At 65.3% G+C, this 24,981-nt stretch carries 24 protein-coding genes and 1 tRNA gene; 10 read left to right on the forward strand and 15 right to left on the reverse strand.

From position 1 onward, the window contains the following. The first annotated feature begins 410 nt into the window (after nt 1-410). The 4 genes from BI343_RS18915 (at nt 411) to BI343_RS18930 (ending at nt 5,743) form a co-directional block, all read left to right on the forward strand. The gene (locus BI343_RS18915; RefSeq protein ID WP_071110903.1) at nt 411-3,350 is read left to right on the forward strand and encodes an Rne/Rng family ribonuclease; all 2,940 of its coding nucleotides are present in this window, start codon (nt 411-413) and stop codon (nt 3,348-3,350) included. A 96-nt stretch (nt 3,351-3,446) separates the two neighbouring features. After that, a tRNA-Asn gene (locus BI343_RS18920) sits at nt 3,447-3,522 on the forward strand. Nucleotides 3,523-3,706: 184 nt separating this feature from the next. Next, nucleotides 3,707-4,309, forward strand: coding sequence for a phosphatase PAP2 family protein (locus tag BI343_RS18925; RefSeq protein ID WP_071110904.1), 603 nt, complete (start codon nt 3,707-3,709; stop codon nt 4,307-4,309). Between the two features lie 141 nt (nt 4,310-4,450). Then, on the forward strand, nt 4,451-5,743 hold the full coding sequence (locus BI343_RS18930) for an L-cysteine desulfidase family protein (protein WP_211269472.1): 1,293 nt from the start codon (nt 4,451-4,453) through the stop codon (nt 5,741-5,743). A 64-nt stretch (nt 5,744-5,807) separates the two neighbouring features. Here the strand turns inward: BI343_RS18930 and BI343_RS18935 are convergent, their stop codons facing one another. From BI343_RS18935 to BI343_RS18955, 5 genes are all read right to left on the reverse strand, one after another. Next, a complete protein-coding gene (locus BI343_RS18935; protein WP_071110905.1) occupies nt 5,808-6,737 on the reverse strand; it encodes a CysB family HTH-type transcriptional regulator in 930 nt (309 codons plus the stop codon). After that, nucleotides 6,734-7,807 carry a sulfate/molybdate ABC transporter ATP-binding protein gene (locus BI343_RS18940; protein ID WP_071110906.1) on the reverse strand — a complete coding sequence of 358 codons (1,074 nt, stop codon included), beginning with the start codon at nt 7,805-7,807 and terminating at the stop codon, nt 6,734-6,736. Before BI343_RS18940 ends, BI343_RS18935 begins: the two co-directional genes overlap by 4 nt. 1 nt (nt 7,808) lies before the next feature. After that, nucleotides 7,809-8,687: a sulfate ABC transporter permease subunit CysW gene (gene cysW, locus BI343_RS18945; protein ID WP_071110907.1), complete on the reverse strand. Its 879-nt coding sequence runs from the start codon at nt 8,685-8,687 to the stop codon at nt 7,809-7,811. Beyond that, complete coding sequence (gene cysT, locus BI343_RS18950; RefSeq protein WP_071110908.1) at nt 8,687-9,544, reverse strand: sulfate ABC transporter permease subunit CysT; 858 nt, start codon at nt 9,542-9,544, stop codon at nt 8,687-8,689. Before cysT ends, cysW begins: the two co-directional genes overlap by 1 nt. Before the next feature lie 512 nt (nt 9,545-10,056). Beyond that, a complete protein-coding gene (locus tag BI343_RS18955; RefSeq protein WP_244886694.1) occupies nt 10,057-11,052 on the reverse strand; it encodes a sulfate ABC transporter substrate-binding protein in 996 nt (331 codons plus the stop codon). 206 nt (nt 11,053-11,258) lie between these two features. Here BI343_RS18955 and BI343_RS18960 point away from each other — a divergent pair, with 206 nt between their 5' ends. The 3 genes from BI343_RS18960 to BI343_RS18965 are packed head-to-tail and all read left to right on the forward strand — an operon-like array spanning nt 11,259 to nt 12,855. Further along, entirely contained in the window at nt 11,259-12,134 is an 876-nt protein-coding gene (locus BI343_RS18960) for an EAL domain-containing protein (RefSeq protein ID WP_071110910.1), read from the forward strand. Nucleotides 12,135-12,174: 40 nt separating this feature from the next. After that, entirely contained in the window at nt 12,175-12,372 is a 198-nt protein-coding gene (locus BI343_RS19895; protein ID WP_139165792.1) for a hypothetical protein, read from the forward strand. Then, a complete protein-coding gene (locus BI343_RS18965) occupies nt 12,373-12,855 on the forward strand; it encodes a GNAT family N-acetyltransferase (protein ID WP_244886695.1) in 483 nt (160 codons plus the stop codon). It abuts the gene before it with no gap. Between the two features lie 77 nt (nt 12,856-12,932). Here the strand turns inward: BI343_RS18965 and BI343_RS18970 are convergent, their stop codons facing one another. The 8 genes from BI343_RS18970 to phnG form a co-directional block, all read right to left on the reverse strand. Then, nucleotides 12,933-13,490 (reverse strand): phosphonate degradation HD-domain oxygenase, encoded by a 558-nt coding sequence (locus tag BI343_RS18970; RefSeq protein ID WP_071110911.1) that lies wholly within the window; start codon nt 13,488-13,490, stop codon nt 12,933-12,935. Then, nucleotides 13,490-14,626: an alpha-D-ribose 1-methylphosphonate 5-triphosphate diphosphatase gene (locus tag BI343_RS18975; RefSeq protein ID WP_071110912.1), complete on the reverse strand. Its 1,137-nt coding sequence runs from the start codon at nt 14,624-14,626 to the stop codon at nt 13,490-13,492. Before BI343_RS18975 ends, BI343_RS18970 begins: the two co-directional genes overlap by 1 nt. After that, nucleotides 14,623-15,333: a phosphonate C-P lyase system protein PhnL gene (gene phnL / locus BI343_RS18980; protein ID WP_071110913.1), complete on the reverse strand. Its 711-nt coding sequence runs from the start codon at nt 15,331-15,333 to the stop codon at nt 14,623-14,625. The genes BI343_RS18975 and phnL overlap by 4 nt, the downstream gene beginning before the upstream one ends. 4 nt (nt 15,334-15,337) lie before the next feature. Next, nucleotides 15,338-16,111: a phosphonate C-P lyase system protein PhnK gene (gene phnK, locus BI343_RS18985; protein WP_071110914.1), complete on the reverse strand. Its 774-nt coding sequence runs from the start codon at nt 16,109-16,111 to the stop codon at nt 15,338-15,340. Between the two features lie 153 nt (nt 16,112-16,264). Continuing rightward, nucleotides 16,265-17,113, reverse strand: coding sequence for an alpha-D-ribose 1-methylphosphonate 5-phosphate C-P-lyase PhnJ (locus BI343_RS18990; protein ID WP_071110915.1), 849 nt, complete (start codon nt 17,111-17,113; stop codon nt 16,265-16,267). Beyond that, a complete protein-coding gene (locus BI343_RS18995) occupies nt 17,106-18,188 on the reverse strand; it encodes a carbon-phosphorus lyase complex subunit (protein WP_071110916.1) in 1,083 nt (360 codons plus the stop codon). The genes BI343_RS18990 and BI343_RS18995 overlap by 8 nt, the downstream gene beginning before the upstream one ends. 1 nt (nt 18,189) lies before the next feature. Further along, a complete protein-coding gene (phnH, locus tag BI343_RS19000) occupies nt 18,190-18,762 on the reverse strand; it encodes a phosphonate C-P lyase system protein PhnH (protein WP_169829049.1) in 573 nt (190 codons plus the stop codon). 2 nt (nt 18,763-18,764) lie between these two features. After that, the gene (gene phnG, locus BI343_RS19005; protein WP_071110939.1) at nt 18,765-19,199 is read right to left on the reverse strand and encodes a phosphonate C-P lyase system protein PhnG; all 435 of its coding nucleotides are present in this window, start codon (nt 19,197-19,199) and stop codon (nt 18,765-18,767) included. A 493-nt stretch (nt 19,200-19,692) separates the two neighbouring features. On the opposite strand from phnG, the gene phnF reads away from it, so the two are divergent. Genes phnF through phnN form a run of 3 tightly spaced genes read left to right on the forward strand, consistent with a single transcriptional unit; the run spans nt 19,693 to nt 21,657 of the window. Further along, nucleotides 19,693-20,415 (forward strand): phosphonate metabolism transcriptional regulator PhnF, encoded by a 723-nt coding sequence (gene phnF, locus BI343_RS19010; protein WP_071110918.1) that lies wholly within the window; start codon nt 19,693-19,695, stop codon nt 20,413-20,415. Further along, on the forward strand, nt 20,415-21,110 hold the full coding sequence (locus tag BI343_RS19015; protein ID WP_071110919.1) for a DUF1045 domain-containing protein: 696 nt from the start codon (nt 20,415-20,417) through the stop codon (nt 21,108-21,110). The genes phnF and BI343_RS19015 overlap by 1 nt, the downstream gene beginning before the upstream one ends. After that, nucleotides 21,100-21,657 (forward strand): phosphonate metabolism protein/1,5-bisphosphokinase (PRPP-forming) PhnN, encoded by a 558-nt coding sequence (phnN, locus tag BI343_RS19020; protein WP_071110920.1) that lies wholly within the window; start codon nt 21,100-21,102, stop codon nt 21,655-21,657. The genes BI343_RS19015 and phnN overlap by 11 nt, the downstream gene beginning before the upstream one ends. On the opposite strand, the gene BI343_RS19025 is transcribed toward phnN, so the two are convergent. Together BI343_RS19025 and BI343_RS19030 are read right to left on the reverse strand one after the other, a co-directional pair. Beyond that, the gene (locus BI343_RS19025; protein WP_083341079.1) at nt 21,658-23,292 is read right to left on the reverse strand and encodes a methyl-accepting chemotaxis protein; all 1,635 of its coding nucleotides are present in this window, start codon (nt 23,290-23,292) and stop codon (nt 21,658-21,660) included. It abuts the gene before it with no gap. Between the two features lie 78 nt (nt 23,293-23,370). Continuing rightward, a complete protein-coding gene (locus BI343_RS19030; protein WP_071110922.1) occupies nt 23,371-24,978 on the reverse strand; it encodes a GGDEF domain-containing protein in 1,608 nt (535 codons plus the stop codon). Nucleotides 24,979-24,981 lie beyond the last annotated feature (3 nt).

A 24,981-nucleotide genomic window follows, 5' to 3' on the forward strand; every position in this document is an offset into this window, starting at 1 on the left:
GCAGGGGCCAACTCCTGACCTGATGCCGTTTGTCACAGCCGCAGCCAAGGTTAACTCGCTCACCGAAAAGTAGCGATGGTAATGCATTTATACGCATAACGCACTCACGAGTATTCCATCTTTCGATGCCAAGCCAGTCGAGAGATTTCGCAGCGAAGTTTGACCCGGCATGCCAGCCGTCCTGCTGTGTTTGTCCCGCCTGGTAGGCGGGATCGGCGACAACGCCGATGCGCCGGTTGCGCACAGAGTAGCGGGGCTGCATGTGACTCAATTCAGGAAGTAGGCTGTCAAAGCAAACCTGTTTTTCTCGATCTTTACCTCGACACTTCTTTCGGAAAGCGCCCATTTATAGTCACTGGGCCGTCAAATACTGGCTGCGTCCTTGCGTGAGTGCTGCGCAAGGAATGTAAATGAAACGTATGTTGTTCAACGCGACGCAAGCTGAAGAGCTGCGCGTCGCCATTGTCGATGGGCAAAAGCTCGTCGACCTCGATATCGAGACCGTAGGCAAAGAGCAGCGCAAGGGGAATATCTACAAGGGTGTGATCACCCGCATCGAACCTTCGCTGGAAGCCTGCTTTGTCGATTACGGCACGGAACGCCACGGCTTCCTGCCGTTCAAGGAAGTGTCCCGCTCTTATTTCCAAGGCTATGAAGGCGGCCGTCCGCGCATTCAGGACGTTCTGCGCGAAGGCATGGAAGTGGTGGTGCAGGTGGAGAAGGACGAGCGCGGCAACAAGGGCGCGGCGCTGACCACCTATATCAGCCTGGCCGGCCGTTACTTGGTGCTGATGCCGAATAACCCGCGCGGCGGCGGCGTATCGCGCCGCATCGAGGGCGAGGAGCGCCAGGAGCTGAAAGACCTGCTGTCGCAGCTGGAAGTGCCTCACGGCATGAGCCTGATCGCCCGCACCGCCGGCATCGGCCGCAATCTGGAAGAGCTGCAGTGGGACATGGGTTACCTGATGCAGCTGTGGCGCGCCATCGAAGGCGCCGCCGGCGCGCAGTCCGCGCCGTTCCTGATCCTGCAGGAAGGCAGCCTGGTAATCCGCGCGATCCGCGACTACTTCCACCCGGACATCGGCGAAGTGCTGATCGACACCGACGAAATCCACGACCAGGCCCGCCAGTTCATGAGCCATGTGATGCCGAACATGCTGTCGCGTGTGAAGCTGTACAAGGACCATGTGCCGTTGTTCTCCCGTTTCCAGATCGAACACCAGATCGAAACCGCCTTCTCGCGCAGCGTGCAGCTGCCGTCCGGCGGCGCCATCGTGATCGACCACACCGAAGCGCTGGTATCGGTCGACGTCAACTCCGCTCGCGCCACCAAGGGCGCCGACATCGAGGAAACCGCGGTCCGCACCAACCTGGAAGCGGCCGAAGAGATCGCCCGCCAGCTGCGTCTGCGCGACTTGGGCGGCCTGGTGGTGATCGACTTCATCGACATGGAAAACCCGAAGAACCAGCGCGACGTGGAAAACCGCCTGCGCGACGTTCTGAAGCATGACCGCGCCCGCGTGCAGATGGGCAAGCTGTCCCGCTTCGGCCTGCTGGAGCTGTCGCGTCAGCGCCTGCAGCCGTCTCTGGGCGAAACCAGCCACGAGCCATGTCCGCGTTGCCATGGCATCGGCTTCATCCGCGGCACCGAATCGTCCGCGCTGCACATCCTGCGCATCATCCAGGAAGAGGCGATGAAGGAAAACACCGGCGCGGTGCACGCGCAGGTGCCGGTCGATGTGGCCACCTTCCTGCTGAACGAGAAGCGCGCCGAGATCCACTCCATCGAAGAACGCCTCGATGTGGACGTGGTGCTGATCCCGAACATCCACCTGGAAACGCCGCATTACAAGATCGTGCGCGTGCGCCACGACGACCTGGCCGAAGCGGGCGAAGCCGCGAGCTACACCCGTGTCGAAGTGCAGGAAGAGGATGTGATCACCAACTTCGGCCAGGAAAAGCCGAAGGTGGTGCGCCAGGAAGCCGCAGTCAAGGGCATCACCCCGCAGCAACCGGCCCCGACCGTAGCGCCCGCGGCGCCCAAGCCGGTGCAGCAGGCTGGTTTGATCGCCGGCGTCGTGTCCTGGCTCAAGGGTCTGTTCGCCGAGCCGGAGAAAGTGGCCGAGCCGGAGAAGAAAAAGCCGGCTCCCGCAGCCGCCCGCAACGAGCAGCGCGGCAACCGTTCGCGTCAGCAGGAGCGCCGCACCGGCGCCCAGGCTCGCCGCGAGCACGAGCAGCGCCGCCAGACCGTTCAGGATGAGGTGAAGCCGCGTCGCCAAGACGAGCGCAAGGATGCCGAGCGCCCGGAACGCAAGGATGCGGAGCGTAAGGAGCCTGTTCGCGAACGCGAAGAGCGCAACGAGCAGCAGCGCGAGCGCGGCAATCGCCGCCGCGAGCGCGAGGGCCGCGAGCCGCGCGATGCGAAGGAAGTCCGCGAGCAGCAGCCGCGCGAAGAGCGCGTGAGCGACAAGGCTGAAAAGCAGGACAAGCCGCAGCAGGAGCCGCGTCGCCGTCAGGCGCCGGTTGTCGCTCCGCTTGAGGCTGAGAAGCCGCTGGCGCAGGAAGAATTGCGCGCCGAAGGCATCGAAGGCGAGCAGGCCGAGCAGCAGGAGCGCGGCGAGCGCCGCCGCCGCCGCAGCCGCCGCGATCGTCGCCGCGACAATCCGGAAGCCCAGGTGGAGGGCGTAGCCGCCGAAACCGGCGCCGAAGCTCCGTTGGCGGAAGCCGCCGGCGTGGCCGCCGCAGCCATCGTGGCGGTGGCTGCGGTAGAAGTGGCAAGCGAAGCGCCTACTGCCCAGCTGGTGGAAGTGGAAACCAAGCCTGCCGAGGCGGCGGCGAGCGAAGTCGCTGCAGTAGTGCTTGAGGCGGCTCCGGCGTCCGTTGAAGTTGCCGAAGTTGCTGTGGTGGAAGTTGCGCCTGTTGCCGAGCCGGTCGTGGCGCCGGTAGTAGTGGCCGAACCCGCAGCGGAGGCCGTGGTGGTGACGCCGGCGCTTGAGATTGAAGCGCAAGTCGAAGCGCAAGCGGCTGAGCTGGTTGAGCCGGTTGCCGAGGCGGCTCCCGCGGTAGTGGTGGAACAAGCTGTAGCCGTGGCGGTTGCGGTGGAGGCGCTTGTCGAAGCGCAACCGCCCATCGAGCAGGCTCCGCGGGCGGTTGAGACCGTTGTCGAGGCCAAGCCGCTGGATCTCGGCGGGCTGGTCATGGTCTCGACCAAGCCGGCGCAACTGCAGCCGCAAGCGGTAGAAGAGCCGCTGCTGCCGCAAGGCCCGCGCCGCCGCGACGTGGTGGGCCAAGCGCAAGCCGACGTTGAGCAGCCGGTGCAGTTGATGCAGGTAGAGACCCGCCAGGGTTGATCCCGCAGAGGGGGGGAGGGCGCAAGTCTTCCCTGCTCAAATTACTGATGTATTGACGGGGAGGGGGATGTGGGTTATCATCCTTTCTCTAAATGTTCCCTGATAGCTCAGTCGGTAGAGCGACGGACTGTTAATCCGCAGGTCGCAGGTTCGAGCCCTGCTCGGGGAGCCAGAATTTAAAAGCCCGCATCAGCTGATGCGGGCTTTTTGCTTTGCTTCAACCTGTTGTCGGGCCCGGCCCGGGAGCGGATGGCGCTCCGTTTCATGGAAATGGAACAAAACAGTCATATTCAAGACTAATCTTCCAATCTCAATACTTTCCTGGCCGCGACGCGTTTCGGCCAGTTCGGTGACCGATGGCACTTCTCGAATCTTTCAATCAATCGCTGTTTCTGTTGATCAACGCCACACCGGCTAGCGCCCCATTTTCCATCCAGCTGGCTACTTTCATCGCCCGTGATGTGATGCGTCTGCTGCCGGTGCTGCTGTTCGCATTGTGGCTATGGGGGCACCCTGCGTTGCGCGACACCATAGTGAAAGCCCTGCTGTTTACCGGCGCCGCCTTGCTGGGCAATTGGTTGGTCGGGCTGGTATGGCCACATCCGCGCCCCTTCGCCGTGCCTATCGGCTATACCTTTCTGGCGCATGACGCCACGCCATCGTTTCCCAGCAACCACGGCACGATTTTCGCGATGATGGCGCTGTGCTGGTGGTTCAGCCCGGCGCGCGGCTGGGGCTGGCTGTTGGCGGTTGCCGGTACGGCTGTGGCCTGGTCCAGAGTGTATCTTGGCGTGCATTTTCCCTTGGACATGCTGGGGGCCTTGCTGGTGTCCATCGCCTGGTATGCGGCGTTGTCGCCTGCGTGGGCGCGGTATGGCGCCGCCTTGACCGGGATGGCCGAGCTTCTATACCGGCGCTTGCTGGCCAAACCCATCTCCCAGGGGCTGATCCGGCGCTGAGCGTAGCCGCCGGCCTTTGTTTGATCGGAATGCTGCACTGCTTCGGATAGCCTATTTCTTAAGCACACGCGATAGCCGCTTGGTGGTAAAGTAAACAAAAGTTATTTGTTTATATCCATTGCAGTGGTGTCGGGAATGAGCATGTCTGAACGCGAAATGAGCTTGTGGCCGGAATTCGTCAAGGCCCTGAAACAGGAAGTGGTGCCGGCCTTGGGCTGTACCGAGCCGATCTCGCTGGCGCTGGCCGCCGCGCTGGCCGCGCGGGAACTGGGCAAGGAGCCGCAGCGCATCGACGCTTGGGTGTCGGCCAATCTGATGAAGAACGGCATGGGCGTGACCGTGCCGGGCACCGGCACCGTCGGCCTGCCGATCGCCGCCGCCGTCGGCGCGCTGGGCGGCGACCCGGACGCCAAGCTGGAAGTGTTGAAGAATCTGACGGTCGAGCAGGTGGCCGCCGGCAAGCAGATGCTGGCCGACGGCAAGGTCAAGCTGGGCGTGGCCGCAGTGCCAAATATCCTGTACGCCGAGGCCTGCGTCTGGCACGGCGACGAATGCGCCCGCGTGGCCATCGCCGACGCCCATACCAATGTGATCCGGGTAGAACGCAACGGCGAGGTCTTGCTCAAGCGCGAGGCCGCCGACGCCAAGCCGGTGGAAAACTACGATCTGGGCGACGCCACCGCGCGCGACGTCTACGACTTCGCCACCCGGGCCCCGCTGGAAATGATCGACTTCATCCACGACGCCGCGGTGCTGAACAGCGCTTTGGCCGACGAGGGCATGAGCGGCAAGTACGGCCTGCACATCGGCGCCACGCTGCAGCGGCAGATCGAAGCCGGCTTGCTATCCGAAGGCCTGCTGTCGCGCATCCTCACCCGCACTACCGCCGCGTCCGACGCGCGCATGGGCGGCGCCACGCTGCCGGCGATGAGCAATTCCGGCTCCGGCAACCAGGGCATCGCCGCGACCATGCCGGTGGTGGTGGTGGCCGAGCACGTCAAGGCCGACCGCGAGACCCTGATCCGCGCGCTGGCCTTGTCGCACCTGATCGCCGTCTACATTCACACCCGCCTGCCCAAGCTGTCTGCGCTGTGCGCCGTCACCACCGCGTCCATGGGGGCGGCGGCCGGCATGGCGCAGTTGCTGAACGGCGGCTATCAGGCGGTCAGCATGGCGATTTCCAGCATGATAGGCGACCTGGCCGGCATGATTTGCGACGGCGCGTCCAATAGCTGCGCGATGAAAGTGTCCACCTCTGCCGGTTCCGGCTACAAGGCGGTGCTGATGGCGCTGGACGGCACCCGCGTCACCGGCAACGAAGGCATCGTCGCCCACGACGTGGACGTGTCCATCGCCAATCTGGGCAAGCTGGCCACGCAGGGCATGGCGCAGACCGATACCCAGATACTGCAGATCATGATGGATAAGCGCTGAGCCAGCCCATCGCGTCATGAAACAGGCCCGGTATTGCCGGGCCTGTTTGTTTAGGTTTCGAGAACTAATCCTGCGTCGCCGGGCTCAGCGCCTGGCGCACGCTCTGTTCATTCAGCGCCGGCGCGCACAGTTCGATGAAGCGGTAGGCGTAGCTGCGCAGATAATGGCCGCGGCGGATGGCGATGCGGCTGGTCTGCTGGCCGAACAGCGGCGAGCCCTCCACCACCTTGACGCTGGTATCGCGGCGCGGGTCCACCGCCATGGAGGCGACGATGCCGACGCCCAGCTCCAGTTCGACATAGGTTTTGATCACGTCGGCGTCCAGCGCCGACATCACGATGTCCGGCGCCAAGCCGGCTTCGGCGAAGGCATTGTCTATCCTGGCGCGGCCGGTGAAGCCGTGGTGGTAGGTGACGATGGGGTGCTCGGCCAATGCCTCCAGCGTCAGCGGCGCGTCGTGCAGCGGATGATCGGGCGGCGCGATCACGCAGTGATGCCAGCTGTAGTAGGGGAAGGACACCAGTTCCGGCACCTCATGCACGGCCTCGGTGGCGATGCCGATATCAGCCTCGCCTTCCAGCAGCAGCTTGACCAGCTCGGCCGGACTGGCCTGATGCAGCACCAGATGCACGCGCGGAAAAGCGCGCTTGAACGCGGTGACCACCTGCGGCAGCGCGTAGCGCGCCTGAGTGTGAGTGGTGGCGATGGTCAGCTGGCCCTCGTCGCGCAGGCTGAACTGCTGCGCCAGCCGCTTGATGTTGCCGGCGTCCAGCAGCATGCGTTCGACAATGGTCAGCAGCTCCTTGCCGGGGTCGGTCAAGCCGAGGAAGCGCTTGCCCTTGCGCACGAACAGCTCCACGCCCAGTTCGTCCTCCAGGTCCTTGATGTGTTTGCTGACGCCGGATTGCGAGGTATACAGCGCGTTGGCCACTTCGGTCAGATTGAAGCCTTGGCGCACCGTTTCGCGGATGATGCGCAGTTGCTGGAAGTTCATGCCTCGGCTCCTTGCGCGGCGGCAAACACGCGGGCGGCGCGCGCTTGCAGCCGCACCGGCTGGCCGGCGGCCAGCGTTTGCAGCAGCGGGGCATCGGCCGGCAGTTCTGCGTCGAAGGTCTGGCCGGCCAGTTCATCGCGTCCTTCCAACTCCACGCGGGCCAGGCCGCCCAGGGTCAGCACGCGTTGCACCCGCGCCGGCAGCCCAGGCCCATGATCCGGGACGATGGTCAGTTCGTGCGGGCGGATGAAGGCTTCCACCGGCTGGCCGTGCGGTTGTTGATGGTCGGCGTCCAGCATCTGCCCGCCCACCGCGATGGCGCCCGGGCCGCTGACGCCGCGGATGCGGTTGGCGCTGCCGAGGAAGCCATAGACGAAGGCGCTGGCCGGCTGGCTGTACACTTCGGCCGGCGAGCCTATCTGCTCCACCTGGCCGTGATTCATCAACACCACCCGGTCCGCCACTTCCAGCGCCTCTTCCTGGTCGTGGGTGACGAAGAGGGAGGTGATGTGCAGCTCGTCGTGCAATTTGCGCAGCCAGCGGCGCAGCTCCTTGCGCACCTTGGCGTCCAGCGCGCCGAACGGTTCGTCCAGCAACAGCACGCGCGGCTGCACCGCCAGCGCGCGGGCCAGGGCGATGCGCTGGCGCTGGCCGCCGGACAGCTGGGCGGGGAAGCGGTCGGCCAGCCAGTTCAGCTGCACCAGGTCCAGCAGCTCATGCACGCGGCGGGCGATCTCGGCTTCGGACGGGCGTTCGCGGCGCGGCTTCATGCGCAGGCCGAATGCCACGTTGTCGAACACGCTCATATGGCGAAACAGCGCGTAGTGTTGGAACACGAAACCGACCTGGCGCTCGCGCACATGGGTGGCGGAGGCGTCCTCGCCATCCAGCAGCACGCGGCCGCGATCGGCCTGCTCCAGGCCGGCGATGATGCGCAACAGCGTGGTCTTGCCGCAGCCGGATGGACCCAGCAGCGCCACCAGTTCGCCGCTGGGGAAGTTCAAACTGACATCGTTCAGGGCGACGAAGTCGCCGAAGGCCTTGCGGATGTTTTCTACTTGTATGCTCATCTCAGTTTTCCTTGACGCCGCGCCATTCCACCCAGCTCTTCAGCGCCAGCGTGACCAGGGCCAGCAAGGCCAGCAGGGACGCCACGGCGAAGGCCGCAGCGAAATTGTACTCGTTGTAGAGGATTTCCACGTGCAAGGGCAGGGTATTGGTTTCGCCGCGGATGTGGCCGGACACCACGGATACCGCGCCGAATTCGCCCATCGCCCGCGCGTTGCTGAGGATGACGCCGTACAAAAGCGCCCAGCGCACATTGGGCAGGGTGACGTGCCACAGCACCTGCCAGCCGCGCGCGCCCAGCACCACGGCCGCTTCCTCTTCTTCGCGGCCTTGCGCTTCCAGCAGCGGGATCAGCTCGCGGGCGACGAAGGGCACGGTGACGAACAGCGTGGCCAGCACGATGCCGGGCACCGAGAAAATGATCTTGAAACCATGCTCGGCCAACCAGGGCCCCAGCCAACCGCGCTGGCCGAACACCAGCACGAAGACCAGGCCGGCGACGACCGGCGATACCGAAAACGGCACATCGATCAGCGTGATCAGCAGCTGCTTGCCGCGAAAATCGAAGCGGGTAACCGCCCAGGCGGCGGCGACGCCGAATACCAGATTCAGCGGCACGGAAATCACGGCGGCCAGCAGGGTCAGCCGCACGGCGGCCAGCGCATCCGGCTCGGCCAGCGCGGACAGGTAGGTCTGCCAGCCCTTGGCCAAGGCTTCCACAAACACCACGAGCAGCGGCAGCAACAGGAATATCGCGAAGAAACTCAGCGACAGCGCCAGGATCAGCCATTTCACCGCGCCCGATTCGCGGGTGGCGGCGCGGTTTTCCAGCAGCGCGGCCTTATCCGCGCCGGCATGCAGTTTGGACAGCGCGGCGGCCATCAGCGGCCTCCCGCGCGGCCGTGACGGCGCGCGCTCCAGTATTGCAGGCCGTTGATCGCCAATAGCAGCAGGAAAGACGCCGCCAGCATCACGCTGGCGATGGCGGTGGCGCCGGCGTAGTCGAACTGCTCCAGCTTGCTGATGATCATCAAGGGCGTGATTTCCGACACCATGGGCACATTGCCTGCGATGAAGATCACCGAGCCGTATTCGCCGACCGCGCGGGCGAAGGCCAGCGCGAAGCCGGTGAGCAGGGCCGGCTGCAGCGTGGGCAGGATCACGTGGCGAAAAGTCTGCCAGCGGCGCGCGCCCAGGCAGGCGGCGGCCTCTTCCAGCTCGGTTTCCAGGTCTTCCAGCACCGGCTGCACCGTGCGCACCACGAAAGGCAGGCCGATGAAGACCAAGGCCACCAGCACGCCGAGCGGGCCGAAGGCCACCTTGACGCCCAGCGGCTCCAGATACCGGCCCATCCAGCCATTGCCGGCGTACAGCGCGGTGAGGGCGATGCCGGCCACCGCCGTCGGCAGCGCGAAAGGCAGGTCCACCAGCGCATCGATCAGCCGCTTGCCGGGGAAGCGGTAGCGCACCAGCGACCAAGCCAGCAACAGGCCGAACACGCTGTTGATGGCGGCGGCGGCCAAGGCCATGCCGAAGCTCAGCCGGTAGGACGCCAGCACGCGCGGCGAGGCGGCGGCCTGCCAGAAGCTTTCCAGCGGCTGGCCGGCGGCGCGCAGGGCCACGGCGCTGAGCGGAATCAGCACCAGCAGCGACAGGTAGCTGACGGCGAAGCCGAGCGACAAGCTGAAGCCGGGCAACACGCGGGGAGGATGGGATGGAGGAGCGAGCGTCGCGGACATCGGTGGATTTCAATTCATATAACCGAATAAACGATATCTGCGAGGCTCTTATTCTGAAAATAAGTATTTCTTCAATGCTTATTCGATATTATGCAAAACGGGCGGAGGGTGCTGGGTATGGGGGGATCTTGTTTACGTAAGCGGAGAAGTGTGGATTCGCGAAGTTTCGATGATTGCGAGGTACCCCAATTCCCCTTTCAGGACGCGCCGTCCGAAAAGTCGAGGGCAAGGTGTTAAGCTGGCTTTTGTTTGAGGCGCGGGACGTTAGCGCGCGCCGAGTTAGCCAGCGCCTTGCCCTCGGCTTTTAGGACGGGAGATCGCGGCCTGTAGGGGCGGCCTGGAGTTGTAAGAGGGCTGGCCGCACAGCCCTCTTACCCGTTCGGCGGGCGGAACCGCCATCTACAACATTGTCCGCGCAGCGGACACATTCGCTTGCTTATGTACACGCGACAGGGATAACCAAAACAAACCGCCCGGCGTTGCGTCCGGGCGGTTTTGAATAGCGCGGAGTTTCAGCGCGCGACGATCTGGTCGAACACGCCGCCGTCGGCAAAGTGCGTTTTCTGCGCCTTCTGCCAGCCGCCGAATACCTGATCGATGGTGAACAGCTTGACCTTGCTGAACTGGCCGGCGTACTTGGCCGCCACCTGCGGATCGCGCGGGCGGTAGTAGTGCTTGGCGGCCAGGTTCTGTCCCTCTGGCGTGTACAGATATTGCAGATAGGCCTCGGCCACCTTGCGGGTGCCGCGCTTGTCCACCACCTTGTCCACCACGCTGACCGGCGGCTCCGCCAGGATGGAAACCGACGGCGTGACGATGTCGAACTTGTCCGGCCCCAGCTCCTTGGTGGCCAGATAGGCCTCGTTTTCCCACGACAGCAGCACGTCGCCGATGCCGCGCTGGGTAAAGGTGATCAGCGAGCCGCGGGCGCCGGAGTCCAGCACCTTCACGTTGCCGTACAGCTTTTTCACGAAGTCGCGCGCCTTGGCCTCGTTGCCGCCGGGTTGTTGCAGCGCGCAACCCCAGGCCGCCAGATAGTTCCAGCGCGCGCCGCCGCCGGTCTTCGGATTCGGAGTCACCACCTCCACGCCGGATTTGACCAGATCGTTCCAGTCATTGATGTGCTTGGGATTGCCTTTGCGCACCAGGAACACGATGGTGGACGAGTAGGGCGAGGCATTGTGGGGCAGGCGCTGCTGCCAGTTGGGCGCGATGGACTTGGCTTGGCTGGAGATTTCATCGATGTCGTAGGCCAGCGCCAGCGTCACTACATCGGCGTCCAGGCCGTCGATGACCGAGCGCGCCTGCTTGCCGGAGCCGCCATGCGATTGTTTGATGGTGACGGTTTCGCCAGTCTTGGCTTTCCAGTATTTGGCGAAGGAGGCGTTGAAATCCTGGTATAGCTCGCGCGTCGGGTCGTAGGAGACATTGAGCAGGGTGACGTCGGCAAAGGCTGAGGCGCTGCCGGCGAACAGCAGGGCGAGGGCGAGGCGTTGCAGCGGGCGCATGTTGGTTCCCATGGTGTTTTCGAAAGGATGATATGCACTTTAGGCGGGGCTGGCTTGAGGCGGGAAGCAAGAAAATATGCAGTCTATATGCAAAAAAATGCAAAAGCGGCCATTTCGTAAAAACCGATAGGCTTATCGTCAAATCGTATATTACGTTGTCACATCCGGGGCTATAGTGGCGCCAAACCCACTCCCTGGTTACGGTCATGAAACGATTCAAGCCCGCCAAGTCGCTGCCCGCCGGTTTCACTCCTCCCATGCTGGCGGCCTGTCAGCAGTTGCTGCAGCAGGAAGGGGTTCAGGCGCGTTTGCAGTGGAACGAGCAGGAGGTATTCGCCAGCTTCGACGGCTGGTGGCTGTGCAGCGGCTTCATTCCGCAAACCCGCTTGCGAGCAGGCTGCTGCCAGCTGCTGCAATACGCGGCGCGGCTGCGCATTTTCGGCCAGTTCGGGCAGACGCTGCCGGCCAACTGGCTGTTCGCGATGAATTACGGCGAGGCCAAGGCCGTCGCTTTGCTCAAGCTGATTCGCGTGCTGCACGTGCTGAACCATCTGGGCCGCAATGGCCGCCATCTGCCACTGCGCATAGACGTCGATCCGCGCATTTGCCATGCGTACAGCGACCGCATCGTCGACTTCACCGCCCGGCTGCTGGACACGCTGGAGTTCCCGGCCAGCCAGGCGCCTATGCTGCTGTTTCTGGACCAGCGCACCGCTGAGCTGGGTTTGGGCCTGGTGCGGCGCTACCGCCAGCATGGCCATCGGCTTGGCCTGGGCGACTTCGGCGCCGGCAGCCAGGATCTGCTGCGGCTATGGCGGCTGGAGCCGGACATGCTGGCGCTGGCGCCCAGCTTCATGGGCCGCGCCATCATGTATCCCAAAGTGCGCGACCAGTTGCTGGCGCTGATGCCTCAGTTGGCGGAGCAGGGTTTTGCGCTGGCGGTGGAGGACATCGTCTGCGACAACATGCTGGAGCTGGCGCTGAAGATGGGGGCGGACTACTGTTCCGGCCCGTTGCTGTCGGAACGCTTGCGGCGTGAGCGGGCGGAAAGAGCGCTGGATGGATATGATATTGCCTGTTAGGATGTTTGCATTATTTCATATTGTTTAGGTGGGAGATGCGATGAAACATCTGGCATGGGCAATGGTGTGCGCGCTGGGCCTGTCGGCCTGCGTGATCGGCAGTACCGATGGTTACCGCGACGCGGCGCAATTGCAGCGCATGACCGATCAGGCCGTGAAAACCTGCGGCCAGGGCAAGGTCAAGTCGGTGAGCTACAGCAGCTTTACCTGCGTGGCGGGCGACGCGGCGGCGAAGTAAATGCCGACGCAGGACGAGAATGAACAAGCCATGCAGCCTATGCCGGCGGCCGAAGCCAGCCCGCTGTACCAGCTGATCGAGGCCGTGCCCGATGTGGAAGCCTACTGCCGCCTGCGCGCCGAATCCGGCCTCAGCCCCAAGACGGAAGAGGCCGCCCGCCGCGGCTTGGCCGGCACGCTGTTCGCCGTGCAGATATGCTGTGGCGGCGAAACCGTCGGCATGGGCCGGGTGATAGGCGATGGCGGCTGTTTCTATCAAGTGGTGGACATCGCCGTGCTGCCGGCGCATCAGGGCCTGGGACTGGGCAAGCGCATCATGGCGGCCATTTCGGGCTACATAGAGCGCGAGGCGCCAACCAGCGCTTACATCAGCCTGATCGCCGACGGCGACGCCAAGCATTTGTACGCGCAGTTCGGCTTCAAGCCGACCGCGCCGAGGTCGGAAGGCATGGCGTTGTTCAAGCGCGCAGCCCAGCAGCCTTAGCGGATCGCGATCCACCTGACCGAATCCAGACACGGTTGCCGTAGCCAAAGGAGCCGGCGGTCGCGGCAGGCTCCGAGTCAAACTCGACTGCTGGACAGATGCACGGCCATCAGCGGCCACACCCAGTCCGCCGCGTCCAGGCTCCAGCCGCCGTTCTTGGCCGCCTCGTCCAGCCTCCTCAGCGCCAGGATGTCGGCCAGGTCAGGCAGGCGCGAGAAGGCTTCGGCCTCGTCCGCGCGCATCGGTCCGCCCTGGTAGCCCAGCGTGGCGGCGCTGGCCGGCGACAGCGCCGCCAGATACGCTGGATCGATGGCGCACAGGTAGCGCTTGGCTTCGACGTGCATGCCGACCAGCCGCGCCAGCCGGGGCGAGAAACCCAGCTGCAGCAGGTAGTCGCGCGCCAGCTTGTCGTGGGCCATCACGCCATAGCCGCCCATGGCCGGCGCGCCGTCGTGCTCCAGCAGGTGGCCGACGTCGTGCAGGAAGGCGGCCAGCGTCAGTTCGTCGTCGCAGCCGGCGTCGCGCGCCAGCGCGGCGGCCTGGATCGCGTGGTCGAACTGGGTGACGGCCTCGCCGTAATGGCGCGCGCCGTGTTCGCGGTACAGTTGTTGCAACCTGGCGATCGCTTGTCGCATCAGAATACCCTCCTGCCGCTGTTCCAGACTTGCCGCACTAGCGGCACGTCGCCATGAACGATCATGGCCACCAGATCGGCGCGCTGGCCGACGGCGATGTCGCCGCGATCGGCCAGGCCCACAGAGCGCGCCGGGTTCAGACTGACGGCGGCGACGGCGCGCGGCAGGCTCCAGCCGGCCTGCGCGTGCAGCAGCCAGGCGCCGTGCAGCAGGCTGGCCGGCACGTAATCAGACGACAGAATGTCCAGCAGGCCAGCCCGCGCCAGCTCCAATGCCGCCACATTGCCGGAGTGGGAGCCGCCGCGAACCACATTGGGCGCGCCCATCACCGTTTGCAGGCCGTGCGCGCGGGCGGCTTGGGCCGCTTCCAATGTGGTGGGAAATTCCGAGATCGCCACGCCGTCGCGCAGCGCTTCGTCTATGTGGGCGGCGTCGGTGTCGTCATGGCTGGCTAGCGCGATGCCGCGCGCCTGAGCCAGCTCCACTACCGCCTGTTTGTGGCGGCCAGCGTATTGCGCCTGCTTGGTTTTGCGTTCGGCCACCGCGGCGAGGAAGGTGTCTTCGTTCCAGCCTACCTTTTTCTTGCCGTAGTATTTTTTGTATTGCTCCAGGTCGCGGTACTGGCGCTGGCCGGGCGTGTGGTCCATCACCGATACCAGCTTCACCGCCGGGTGGGCGATCAGCGGCGCGAGTTCGGCCAGCAGATCGGGATAGGCCAATTCGCAGCGCAGGTGGAAGAAGTGTTCCGCGCGCAGCGCGCCTTCGTCCATGCCCTGGTTGATGGCGTCGAACGAGCTGTGCAGGGTGTCCAGCCGCACGCTTTCGTCCTCCAGATCGCCCACCGCCAGCGCGTCCAGCACCGTGGTGATGCCGGCGGCCACGCATTGCGCGTCGTGGGTGATCACCGCTGGCAGAATCGGCCACAGCACGCCGTTGCGCGGCATCAGGTGTTTTTCCAGATTGTCGGTATGGATCTCCACCAGGCCGGGCAGCAGCAGGGCGCCGGCCAGGTCTTCGCCATCCGGCAGAGGCTGCTCGTGGATGGCGGCTATCCGGCCATCTTCAATTTCCAGCGCGCCGTGGTCGATGACGCGGTCGGCCAGCACGATGCGGGCGTGGTTCAGAATCTGTCTCATGCTGCTGTTTCCATGTGTTGCGCCAGGGGAACCTGGAAAATGCGGGTGGCGATGGCGTCGCGCGTGGGCGCGTCGTGGAAGATGCCGATCAGCGCCGCGCCGCGGGCCAGCGCTTCGCGCATCAATTGTATGACCACGTCGCGGTTGGCGGCGTCGAGAGATGCGGTCGGCTCGTCCAGCAGCAGTATCGGCCGCGGCGCGATCATGCCGCGCGCGATGTTGACGCGCTGCTGCTCGCCGCCGGAGAAGGTGGCCGGCGGCAGGCTCCACAGCCGCTCGGCGATGTTCAGCCGCGCCAGCCATTCGCCGGCCGCCAGCCGCGCTTCGGCGTCAGTCGAGCCCCATTCGCGCAGCGGTTCGGCCACGATGTCCAGCGCCGACACCCGGGGGATCACCCGCAAGAACTGGCTGACATAACCCAGCGTGTGGCGGCGCACGGCGGCGATCTCATGCGGCAGCGCGCGGGCCATGTCCACCCACTCGCCCTGGTGGAACACGCCGATGCGGCCGCGCTCCACCAGATAGTTGGCGTACAGCGCCTTCAACAGCGTGCTCTTGCCGGCGCCGGACGAGCCGGCCAGCGCCACGCACTCGCCGGCGGCCGCCTGCAGCGAAACGTCGGTCAGCACGGGCAGCCGCAAGCCGCCTTGCTGGTGCAGGGTGAAAGTCTTGCTCAGGTTTTTCGCGTCTATCAATAGCGTGTTCATGATCTCAGGCCTGCAGGATGGAAGACACCAGCAACTGGCTGTACGGGTGTTGCGGGTCGTCGAGTATCTGGTCGGTCAGGCCGGCCTCCACCACGCGCCCCTTCTGCATCACCAGCGTGCGCTGCGCCAACAGCCGCGCCACGCCCAGATCATGCGTCACCATGATCACGGCGATGCCGGCGTCGCGCACCAGGCGACGGGTCAGGTCCAGAAAGCGCGCCTGAACCGACACGTCCAGGCCGCCGGTCGGCTCGTCCATGAACACCAGCCGCGGCTGCGTGACCAGATTGCGGGCGATCTGCAGCCGCTGCTGCATGCCGCCGGAAAAAGACGAAGGCTTGTCGTCGAGCCGCGCGCGGTCTATCTCGACCTTTTCCAGCCAGTCGCCGGCGGTTTGCCGCAGCCGGCCGTAATGGCGCTGGCCCAGCGCCATCAGCCGCTCGCTGACGTTGGCGCCGGCGGAGACGCCCATGCGCAGGCCGTCGCGGGCGTGCTGGGTGACGAAGCCCCATTCGCTGCGCGCCAGCCGGCGGCGCTCGGCCTCGGGCAGGCAGGTCAGCTCGTGCGCCGCGCCGTCGCGGTCGGCAAAGCGCACGCTGCCGGCGTCGGCGGCCAGGCGGCCGGCCAGGGTGGACAGCAGCGTGGACTTGCCGGAGCCGGATTCGCCGACGATGCACAGCACCTCGCCAGGGTACAGCTCGAAATTGACGTCGAAGCAGCCCTGGCCGTTGCCGTAGTCCTTGCTTAGCCCGCTGACGCTGAGGATGGCTTGATTCATGTTAAAACCTCTTTTGCCACGAAAACCACGAAAGAACGCGAAAGTTGTCTGATGCATCCGCGGTCTCCGCCCATTGCGAGAGGACGTGCGTGGAGGCCGCTATGCTTTCGTGTGATTTCGCGTGTTTCGCGGCGCTGAATGCTTTTCCCTGCTTCATTGCGAAGCCTCCTGCTGCTGCTGGCAATAGTCGGTATCGGAGCAGACGAACATCCGGCTGCCGGCGTCGTCGGTGACGATTTCGTCCAGGTAGCTCGTGCGCGAGCCGCACAGCGCGCAGCCTTGCTCCCAGGTTTGGGCCGTAAATGGGTGATCGTCGAAGGCCAGGCTTTCCACCTTGGTGTAGGGCGGAATCGCGTACAGGCGCTTCTCGCGGCCAGCGCCGAACAGCAGCAAGGCCGGGCTCATGTCCAGCTTGGGGTTGTCGAATTTCGGAATCGGCGACGGCGAGGCCAGATACCTGTCGTTGACCATCACCGGGTAGTCGTAGCTGGTGGCGATATGGCCAAAGCGGGCGATGTCCTCGTACAGCTTGACGTGCATCAGCCCGTATTCCTGGTGCGCGTGCAGCTTGCGCGTCTCCACCTCGCTGGGCTCCAGCGTGCGCAGCGGTTCCGGCTCCGGCACCTGGAAGATCAGGATCTGGCCCGGTTTCAGCGGCGTTTCCGGGATGCGGTGGCGGGTCTGGATCAGCGTCGCGTCGGCGGTGCGAGTGGTGGTGGCGACGCCGGCCACGCGGCCGAAGAAGCGGCGAATGTTGACGGCGTTGGTGGTGTCGTCGGCGCCCTGGTCTATCACTTTCAGCACGTCGTCGCGACCGATCACGCTGGCCGTCAGCTGGATGCCGCCGGTGCCCCAGCCGTAGGGCAGCGGCATTTCGCGGCTGCCGAACGGCACCTGGTAGCCGGGGATCGCCACCGCCTTGAGCAGGCTGCGGCGCAGCATGCGCTTGGTGTTCTCGTCGAGGAAGCCGAAGTTGTAGCGATCGTCGCGGGCCTTAGTCATCGGTCTTCTCCTGGGCGGTGGCGCGCAGCTGGCGGATCAGCGCCAGCTCGGCCTGGAAGTCCACGTAATGCGGCAGTTTCAGGTGTTGAACGAAGCCGGAGGCCTCGACATTGTCGCTGTGGCACAGCGCGAACTCGGCTTGCTGCGCCGGCGCGTGGGCGGCTTCGCCCAGCTCTTCGGCGCGCAGGCTGCGGTCCACCAGCGCCATCGCCATCGCCTTGCGCTCGGCCTCGCCGAAGCTCAGGCCGTAGCCGCGGGTGAATTGCGGCGGCGCGCTCTTGCTGCCGGCGAACTGGTTGATCATCTGGCATTCGGTCACGGTGATTTCGCCGATGTCGATCTCGAAGCCCAGCTCTTCCGGGCAGATGATCACGCTGACTTCGCCCATGCGGATCTCGCCGGCGAAGGGGTGGCTCTCGGCATAGCCGCGCTGGGTGGAGTAGGCGAGGCCCAATAGCCAGCCCTCGTCGCCGCGCGCCAGGTTCTGCAGCCGCGCTGGCCGCCCGGCGGGGAACATCAGCGGCTCGCGCGTCAGGTCCACCGGCTCCGGGTCGCCTTCCGGCGGCAGGTCGGCCTCAATCAAGCCTTCGCGGTCCAGCAGCTGCAGCACGCCGGGCAGTGCGTCCGGCAGCGGCGCGGCGGCCTGTTCCAGTTCGACCTTCGGCGCGGCTGCCGTCAGGCCGAAGTCCAGCAGCCGCTGGGTGTAGTCGGCGGTGGGGCCGAGAATCTGGCCGCCCGGCACGTCCTTGAAGGTGCCGGATACGCGGCGGCGCACGCGCATCGTGGCGGTGTTGAGCGGCAGCGTCTGGCCGAAGCGCGGCAGCGTGGTGCGGAAGGCGCGCAGCAGGAACACGGCTTCTATGCTGTCGCCGCTGGCCTGTTTTAGCGCCAGCGCGGCCAGCTCCTCGTCGTACAGCGAGCCTTCCTGCATCACGCGGGCCACGGCCAGGCGCAACTGCTGGCGGATTTGATCGATGCTGAGCTCCGGCACGTCGGCATCGCCGCGGCGCGCGGCGGCCAGCAGGTCCCAGGAGCGGGCGATGGCGGTTTCCCCGCCTTTGACGGCTACATACATTTCAACCCTCCCGGATGCGGACGCTGCGCGGCAGGCCGGCGACGTCGGTATCGGAAATCAGCACGGCGTCTACGCCCAGCGGGAAGCGGGCGTGGTTGACTTGCCACGCGCGCCAGAAGCCTTGGGGCAGGCCGGCGGCGCCGAAGCGGCGCGGCGCGGCGAAGCCGGGGCCGCTGCCTTCGACCTGCTCGGCGCTGAAGTCATCCACTTCGATCAACAGCGTGGCCGAGCGGTCCGGGTATTCGGCGCTGCCGGCCTTCAGGCTCATCAGATCGGGCAAGGGCATGTTGCCAGTCAGCACGATGAAGTCGGCTTCTTCCGGCAAGTCGGTCAGCCGCATCCCGGTATGGAAGCGCAGGCTGGCGACGGTGTCGTCCGGCAGCGCCGGCAACCAGACGCGCACGTCCTGATCGGCCAGGGTGTAGAGCAGGGCTGCGGTGGCGGCCTTCAGCTCTGGCAGGGCCGGCGGCAGTGCCGGCAACACGCGCGGCGACAAGGGTTCGGCCATCGCGCTCAATACGGCGCGGAAAGTCTGCTGGGCGTCGTCCACTGACTGGGCAAAAGCGCTGCGCATGGTCATTCCCCCCGCACCATGGTGAAAAACTCGACCTTGCTGGCGGCGGCTTCGCGCGAGCGGGCGGCGCGGCGTTCGGCCAGTTCCACCTCCAGCGGCGCGATCCACAAAGCCATCCGTTCGCCGTGGCGCGCCGGGTCTTGCAGCAGCGCGTCGGCCTGGGCGATCAGCTCGGCATGGCGGCCATCGCCGCCGCGCACCCAGCCGTGGCCGACGTGATCGCCTATCTGGCAACTGGCGCGGCTGACGCTGATTTCGCCCAGATTGAAGCGGGCGCCGCTGCCGCCGCTGCGGCCCTGCAGCATCATCAAGCCGGTTTCGGCGCGGCGCAGCCAGCGCGGCGCGGCGGGCAGCGCCGGCGGCAACAGTTCCAGCAGTCGATCGATTGGGCTGTTGGCCAGCAACGCGAGCCAGCGCTGTCGGGTGGAGGTGTCCATCATCTGCCTCATGGTTCAAGAAAAATTCATATAAACGTATAGACGTATCCATGATAATGGCAGCATGGAATGGATTAACAGCATGCGGCGATGAAGATTTTGTGACGTTTTCAAGGCGGATGCAGACGATTGCTTTAGCGCTCTGTGATCAACATGTTTTTTGAATCCGCTGCGCGGATGATGCTTTTCATAGCCGGGGCTGCCCGGCTGGCAGGGAGGGGATATTTGTGTGGCCAAATATCCCCTCCACCCCTAAAAGCCACCCTGCAAGCCTGGCCTGCGGCTTCCCGCCGGGACCCGTCAGGCCCGAGGCGCGGCTGAACTCGCGATTTGCTAACGTCAAATCGCTCAAACAGGCAGCCGCTTAAAACCTCGGGCCTGCCACCCGACGGCAGGCTTGAAGGGACCTGGGTGCGTCGGCCCCCGTGTTTGCTATTTGCAGATCCAGGCGAAAACGTCGTTTAAGAAACGCTAAGGGATAGGAAGGATAGGAATGATAGAAAGAGGTTCCGGCGTCGCCGTGTGGCGACAGATAGAAGAAACGCTGGCGGCGGACATCGCCGGCGGCGTATTGCAGGCTGGCCAGCAGCTGCCTACCGAGCTGCAACTGGCGGAACGATTCGCCGTCAACCGCCACACCATACGCCGCGCGGTGGCGACGCTGGTGGAGCGCGGCCTGTTGCGAGTGGAGCAGGGCCGCGGCACTTTCGTGCAGGACAACGCCATCGACTACGCCATCAGCAAGCGCACGCGTTTTTCGCAGAATATGGCGCGGCAGAATCTCAACTCCGACATCGACATCCTGAACAGCGACACGGTGCCGGCCAATGCCGAGCTGGCCGAACTGCTGCAGGTCGCCGTTGGCGACAAGCTGTACCGGATCAAGACACTGAGCCGGGTGGAAGAGCGGGTGGTGGACTACGCGATCATGTTCTTCCCTGCCGCGCGCTTTCCGGACTTGCCGCAGGCTTATCTGCGGCACCGCTCGGTGACGCGCGCGCTGGACGAGTGCGGCGTGCCCGATTACACCCGCCGCTTTACTCGCGTCACCGCGCGCTTGCCGGACGCGGAGACGGTGGATTATCTGGGCATCCCGAAGAACCGGCCGGTGCTGCACGTCAAATCGCTGAACGTCGATCCTGCCGGCGCGCCGGTGCAATACGGCGTCACCTGCTTCAACGGCGACCTGGTGCAACTGGTGATGGAGCAGGAGTGATGCGCTACGCCGTGTATTACGCGCCCAAACCCGGCAGCCCGCTGTGGCGCGCCGGTTGCCAGTGGCTGGGCGGCGATGCCGCCAGCGGCAAGGCGCTGGCGCAGCCTGAGATCGACGGCATCGATGCCGGCGTTTTGGCGACGCTGACCCGGGATGCCGCCCGCTATGGCTGGCACGCCACCTTGAAAGCGCCGTTTCCGCTACGGATCGATGTCCGGGCAGACGTGCTGCTGCGGCATGTGGCCGAGTTGGCCGCCACGTTCCGGCCGTTTGCGTTGAGTCTGCAAGTGGATTGGCTGGATAGTTTCCTGGCATTGCGCCCTGTGGGCGTGGTGCCTGAACTGGACGAGCTGGCCGCGGCCTGCACCGTGGCGCTGGAACCCTTGGCGGACCGCGGCGCGCCGCTCAAGCCGCGCGCGGGTCTGGACCCGCGGCAGCAAGCGCTGTATCGGCGCTGGGGCTATCCCTATGTGTTCGAACAGTTCCGCTTCCACATGACGCTATCGGACACGCTGCCCAGGGAATCGCCGCAGGCCAAGGCTTTGGAGCAGGGCGCGCGCCGCCATTTCGCCGGCGTTTTGAACGCGCATACGGTCGATGGCATCGCCGTGTTTGTTGAGCGCGAGCAGGGCGGCCCCTTCTATTATCTGGCTTACTGCGGTTTTGACGGCGAGGTGACGCGTTATGGCGATTGAGCCGGGGACGCTGTGGTATGTGATCGGCCCGTCCGGCGCGGGCAAGGACAGCCTGCTGTCTTATGCGCGACAGCATTTGCCGCCAGGCGCGGGCGTGATGTTCGCCCACCGCTACATTACCCGGCCGGCCGATGCCGGCGGCGAGAATCACGTGGCGCTGAGCGCCGAGGAATTTGCCGCGCGCGAGGCGAGCGGCTGTTTCGCCCTGTGCTGGCGGCGGCATGGCTTGGCTTATGGACTGGGCGTGGAGGTGGCGATGTGGCTGGCCCAGGGCTTGGATGTCGTGGTCAACGGTTCGCGTTCTATGCTGCCGCTGGCGGCGCAGCGTTTCCCCACCTTGCGTCCGCTATGGATCACCGCCAGTCCGGAAGTGTTGGCGGCGCGCTTGGCCGGGCGCGGCCGGGAGTCCGCCGCGGAAATCGCTCGCCGGCTGGTGGAGGCGGGCAGCTTCGCGCCGCCTCCCGAATGCGAGGTGCTGTGGAACGACGGCGAGTTGGCCGAGGCCGGCGCGCGTTTGCTGGCCCTGCTGGCGCGCCAGCCGGCCTGATCAGTTGTCCACCACGAAGCGCCGCATCTGCGTTTGCAGCGTGGCGCTGACTTCCTGCAGCCGGCCGCTGCTGAGACTGGCATCCTGGCTGGCTTTGAGGCTTTCGTCGGCCGAGCGGGCGATTTTCGACACGCTGCCGGCGATGGCCTGGCTTTCCCGCACTTGTTCCTCGATATCGACGGCCAGCCGATCCAACTCGCCCACCGTGGCGGTGGCGCCGAGTTTCAACTCGGTCAACGGTTGGACGATCTCGCTGATCAGCGCCACGCCGCGCGCCATCTCGCGGTGCCCTTGTTGGATGCGCGCCATCGCCTCGGACGTCTGGCTGTCCATCGCGGCGATCACATGATTGATTTCACGCGTGGCCTGGGCGGTGCGCCCGGCCAGATTGCGCACCTCGTCCGCCACCACGGCGAAGCCGCGGCCCATTTCGCCGGCGCGGGCGGCCTCGATGGCGGCGTTCAGCGCCAGCATATTGGTTTGCTCGGCGATGTCGGTCACCGACTCAATCATGTCGTGCATCGAATTGGCGCGCTGGCGCAGCGCATCCACCGACTCGGCGCTGCCCTGGATCTGTTCGGCAATCAGGCTGATTTCGCGCGATGCGGTTTCAATCAGGCTTTGCCCGCGGTCCGCCAGTTCGGCGGCCTTGCGGGCTTGCTGTCTGGCCTGATCTGCGGTGGCGGCGGCGCGGTCCAGCTTGGCGGCGAAGGCGCCGACGACGCCGTTGATCTGATGGATCTCCAATTGCTGGCGCTCCACGCCGCCGGCCACTTCCGCTGCGCTGCCGCGGGTGGAGCAGGCAGTGTCCGCCACCACATCGGCCGAGGCGCGCAGCTCGCGCACCAGGGTGGCCAACTCCGTTTGCATGCGGCCCATCCGACGCAGCATCTGCGCCGTTTCGTCATTGCCGGCGGCGCGGACTTCGCCGCGCAGGTCGCCTTGCTCCATCAGCCCCAATACCGCCACGCTGTGCGCCAGCGGCCGGGTGATGCTGCGGGTGACGCTCCAGGCGAGCAACAAGCCCGCCAGCGCGGCGGCGACGCAGCATCCCAGCAGCAGGCCGCGGGTGGCGCCCATCAGCGACAGCACATCGGCCATTTCCGCATTCATGTGTTTTTGCTGCGTGGCCGCCAGGTCGGCGGTGGCGCTGAGCAGCGCCTGCAGCGCCGGCCGCGTCTGGTTGCCGTATTGCTTGGCCAGGGCGGTCGGGTCATTGGCCTCCACCAGGTCCACCGTGTCGCCGAAGGCCTTGGCGTAAGCCGCGCGCAGATCGGCCAGCTTTTGCAGGGCGCCGGCCTGTTCCGCGCTCCATGGCAGCGCCTGCAGTCTTTGCAGCGCGTCCTTGCTTTTGCGGTTGGCGTCGTCCATCGCCGCGTATAGCGGCACGCGCTGCGATTGTTCCGGTGTGGATACAATTTGCAGCAGCAGCAGCGCGGCGCTTTGCGAATAGCGGTCCAGGTCCGCCGCCGCCTGTTGCTTACTGGCGTCTTCGCTGACGATGACGCGGGTGGACTGTTCGATGCGGGCCAGCCCGCCCCACACGCTGGCGGCAATCGCCAGCAAAAAAGCCAGCAGTACCATGAAGGAGACGGCGAGTCGGGGACCTACCTTGATTGTTTGCAGTAACCTCATCGGGGCGCTCTCGCGGATTGGAAAACTGTAGTGGTTGGTCGGGACTGCGTCGGAAATATGACGATGGGCAAGCGCCGGCTACACGCGTATGGTTTCGCTGCCGCTGCGGCCGGTTTTCTTGACCCGGTACATGGCCTGGTCCGCCGCCTGCAGCAACTGGTCCGGCGTGCTCAAGCCGCTGCCGATGGCGATGCCGATGGAGATGCCCAGCGCGCAATCGGCCCCGCCGGCCGGGAATGGCTCGGCGAAGGCTTCCAGACACTTTGCCGCCACGGTGCGAGCTATGTCTTCGGCATTATCATCCAGGTCGCTCAACAGCAGCACGAATTCATCGCCGCCGATGCGCGCCAGCGTATCGGTCTGTCGCACAATCGCCGACAGCCGCTGCGCCACCAGCCACAGCACCTTGTCCCCAGCCTTGTGGCCATGCTTGTCGTTGATGGTTTTGAAGCCGTCCAAGTCCATGAACAGCAAGGCCAGCGCGTTGCCTTTGCGTTTGGCCTGGGCCTGGGCCACTTGCAGGCGGTCGGTCAGCAGCGCGCGATTGGGCAGCCCGGTCAAGGGATCGTGGTGGGCTAGCCTGGCCAGCTCCACCTGATGGCGGTCGAGTTTGTGCAGCAGGCGGTTGAAAGCGGAGATCAGGTGGCCCACTTCGTCGTTGCGGTGGATAGGCAGCGGCTCCAGCGGCAGCTCGCCGCGAGTCATCCGGTCGGCGTGGCGGGCGGTCACGAAAAGCGGACGCAGCACGATGTACATGCCGCAGCACGTTATGAGGGTGAATACGCCCAGCGCGAGCAAGGTATTGCGCAGCGTGAATTGCTTGACCCTATCCACGGTGGCGAAGGCCTCTTTGCTGGGAATCCGCGCCACGACGAACCAGCCGGTGCTGGGCACAGAGGCGACGCCGCAGACTTCCTCCACGCCCTTGGCGTTGATGGTGATGCCGGCGCCGCGCCAGCCGCTCATGGCCTTGTCGTGCAGCGGATTGGCGCCGGGCGGCGGAAGCGCTTTCAGGATCATGTCCGGTTCCGAGGCGGCGACGAATTGACCGTCGCGCAGGGAAATCAGCAGGAAGCTGTCTTGATGGTTGCCGATGCGGCTATGCTGCATCAGCTCCAGAAAGCCTGGCGCGCCCAGCGCGGTGACGCCTACCAGCACACCCTGGACGCGGCCATCTGCCCCCCGGATGGGGACGCTCATCGGCAAAACCGGCACCTTGGTTGCGCGGCCGATAGTTGCCTTGCCGATGTAGGACCGTCCGGACAGCGCGGCGTGGAAGTAATCTCGATCGGCAAACGAAATTTGCCGGCGGCCCGGCGCAATGGGGTAGTCCGCGATCGCCATGCCATCCAGTCCTAGCACCAGCATGCCGATGGAGAACAGCGGCTGGTAGTCGTAATGCCCACGCAGCCATTGTTCCAAGCGAGCCGGATCCTTCAGCAAGGGGCGGGGCACGTCGCGGGCCAGCCGGTTCAGCAGCATTTCGCGCTGCGTCACCTTTTCATCGATGTCATGGGCGACGTAATTGGCTAGCGCCAGCTGCTGCGCCTCCACCACCTTGCCAAGGTCTTCGCGCAGGAAAGCGCTCAAGGCATAGTAGCGCGTCAGCGACCCGGTGAGGACGATCAACAGGGCAAGCGCGAGCAGCCGGGTGACGATGCTGTCTAGAAGGGGGCGAATATTCATCTG

It is taken from the genome of Chromobacterium amazonense, assembly GCF_001855565.1.
In the GTDB taxonomy this organism is placed as follows: Bacteria; Pseudomonadota; Gammaproteobacteria; order Burkholderiales; family Chromobacteriaceae; genus Chromobacterium; species Chromobacterium amazonense.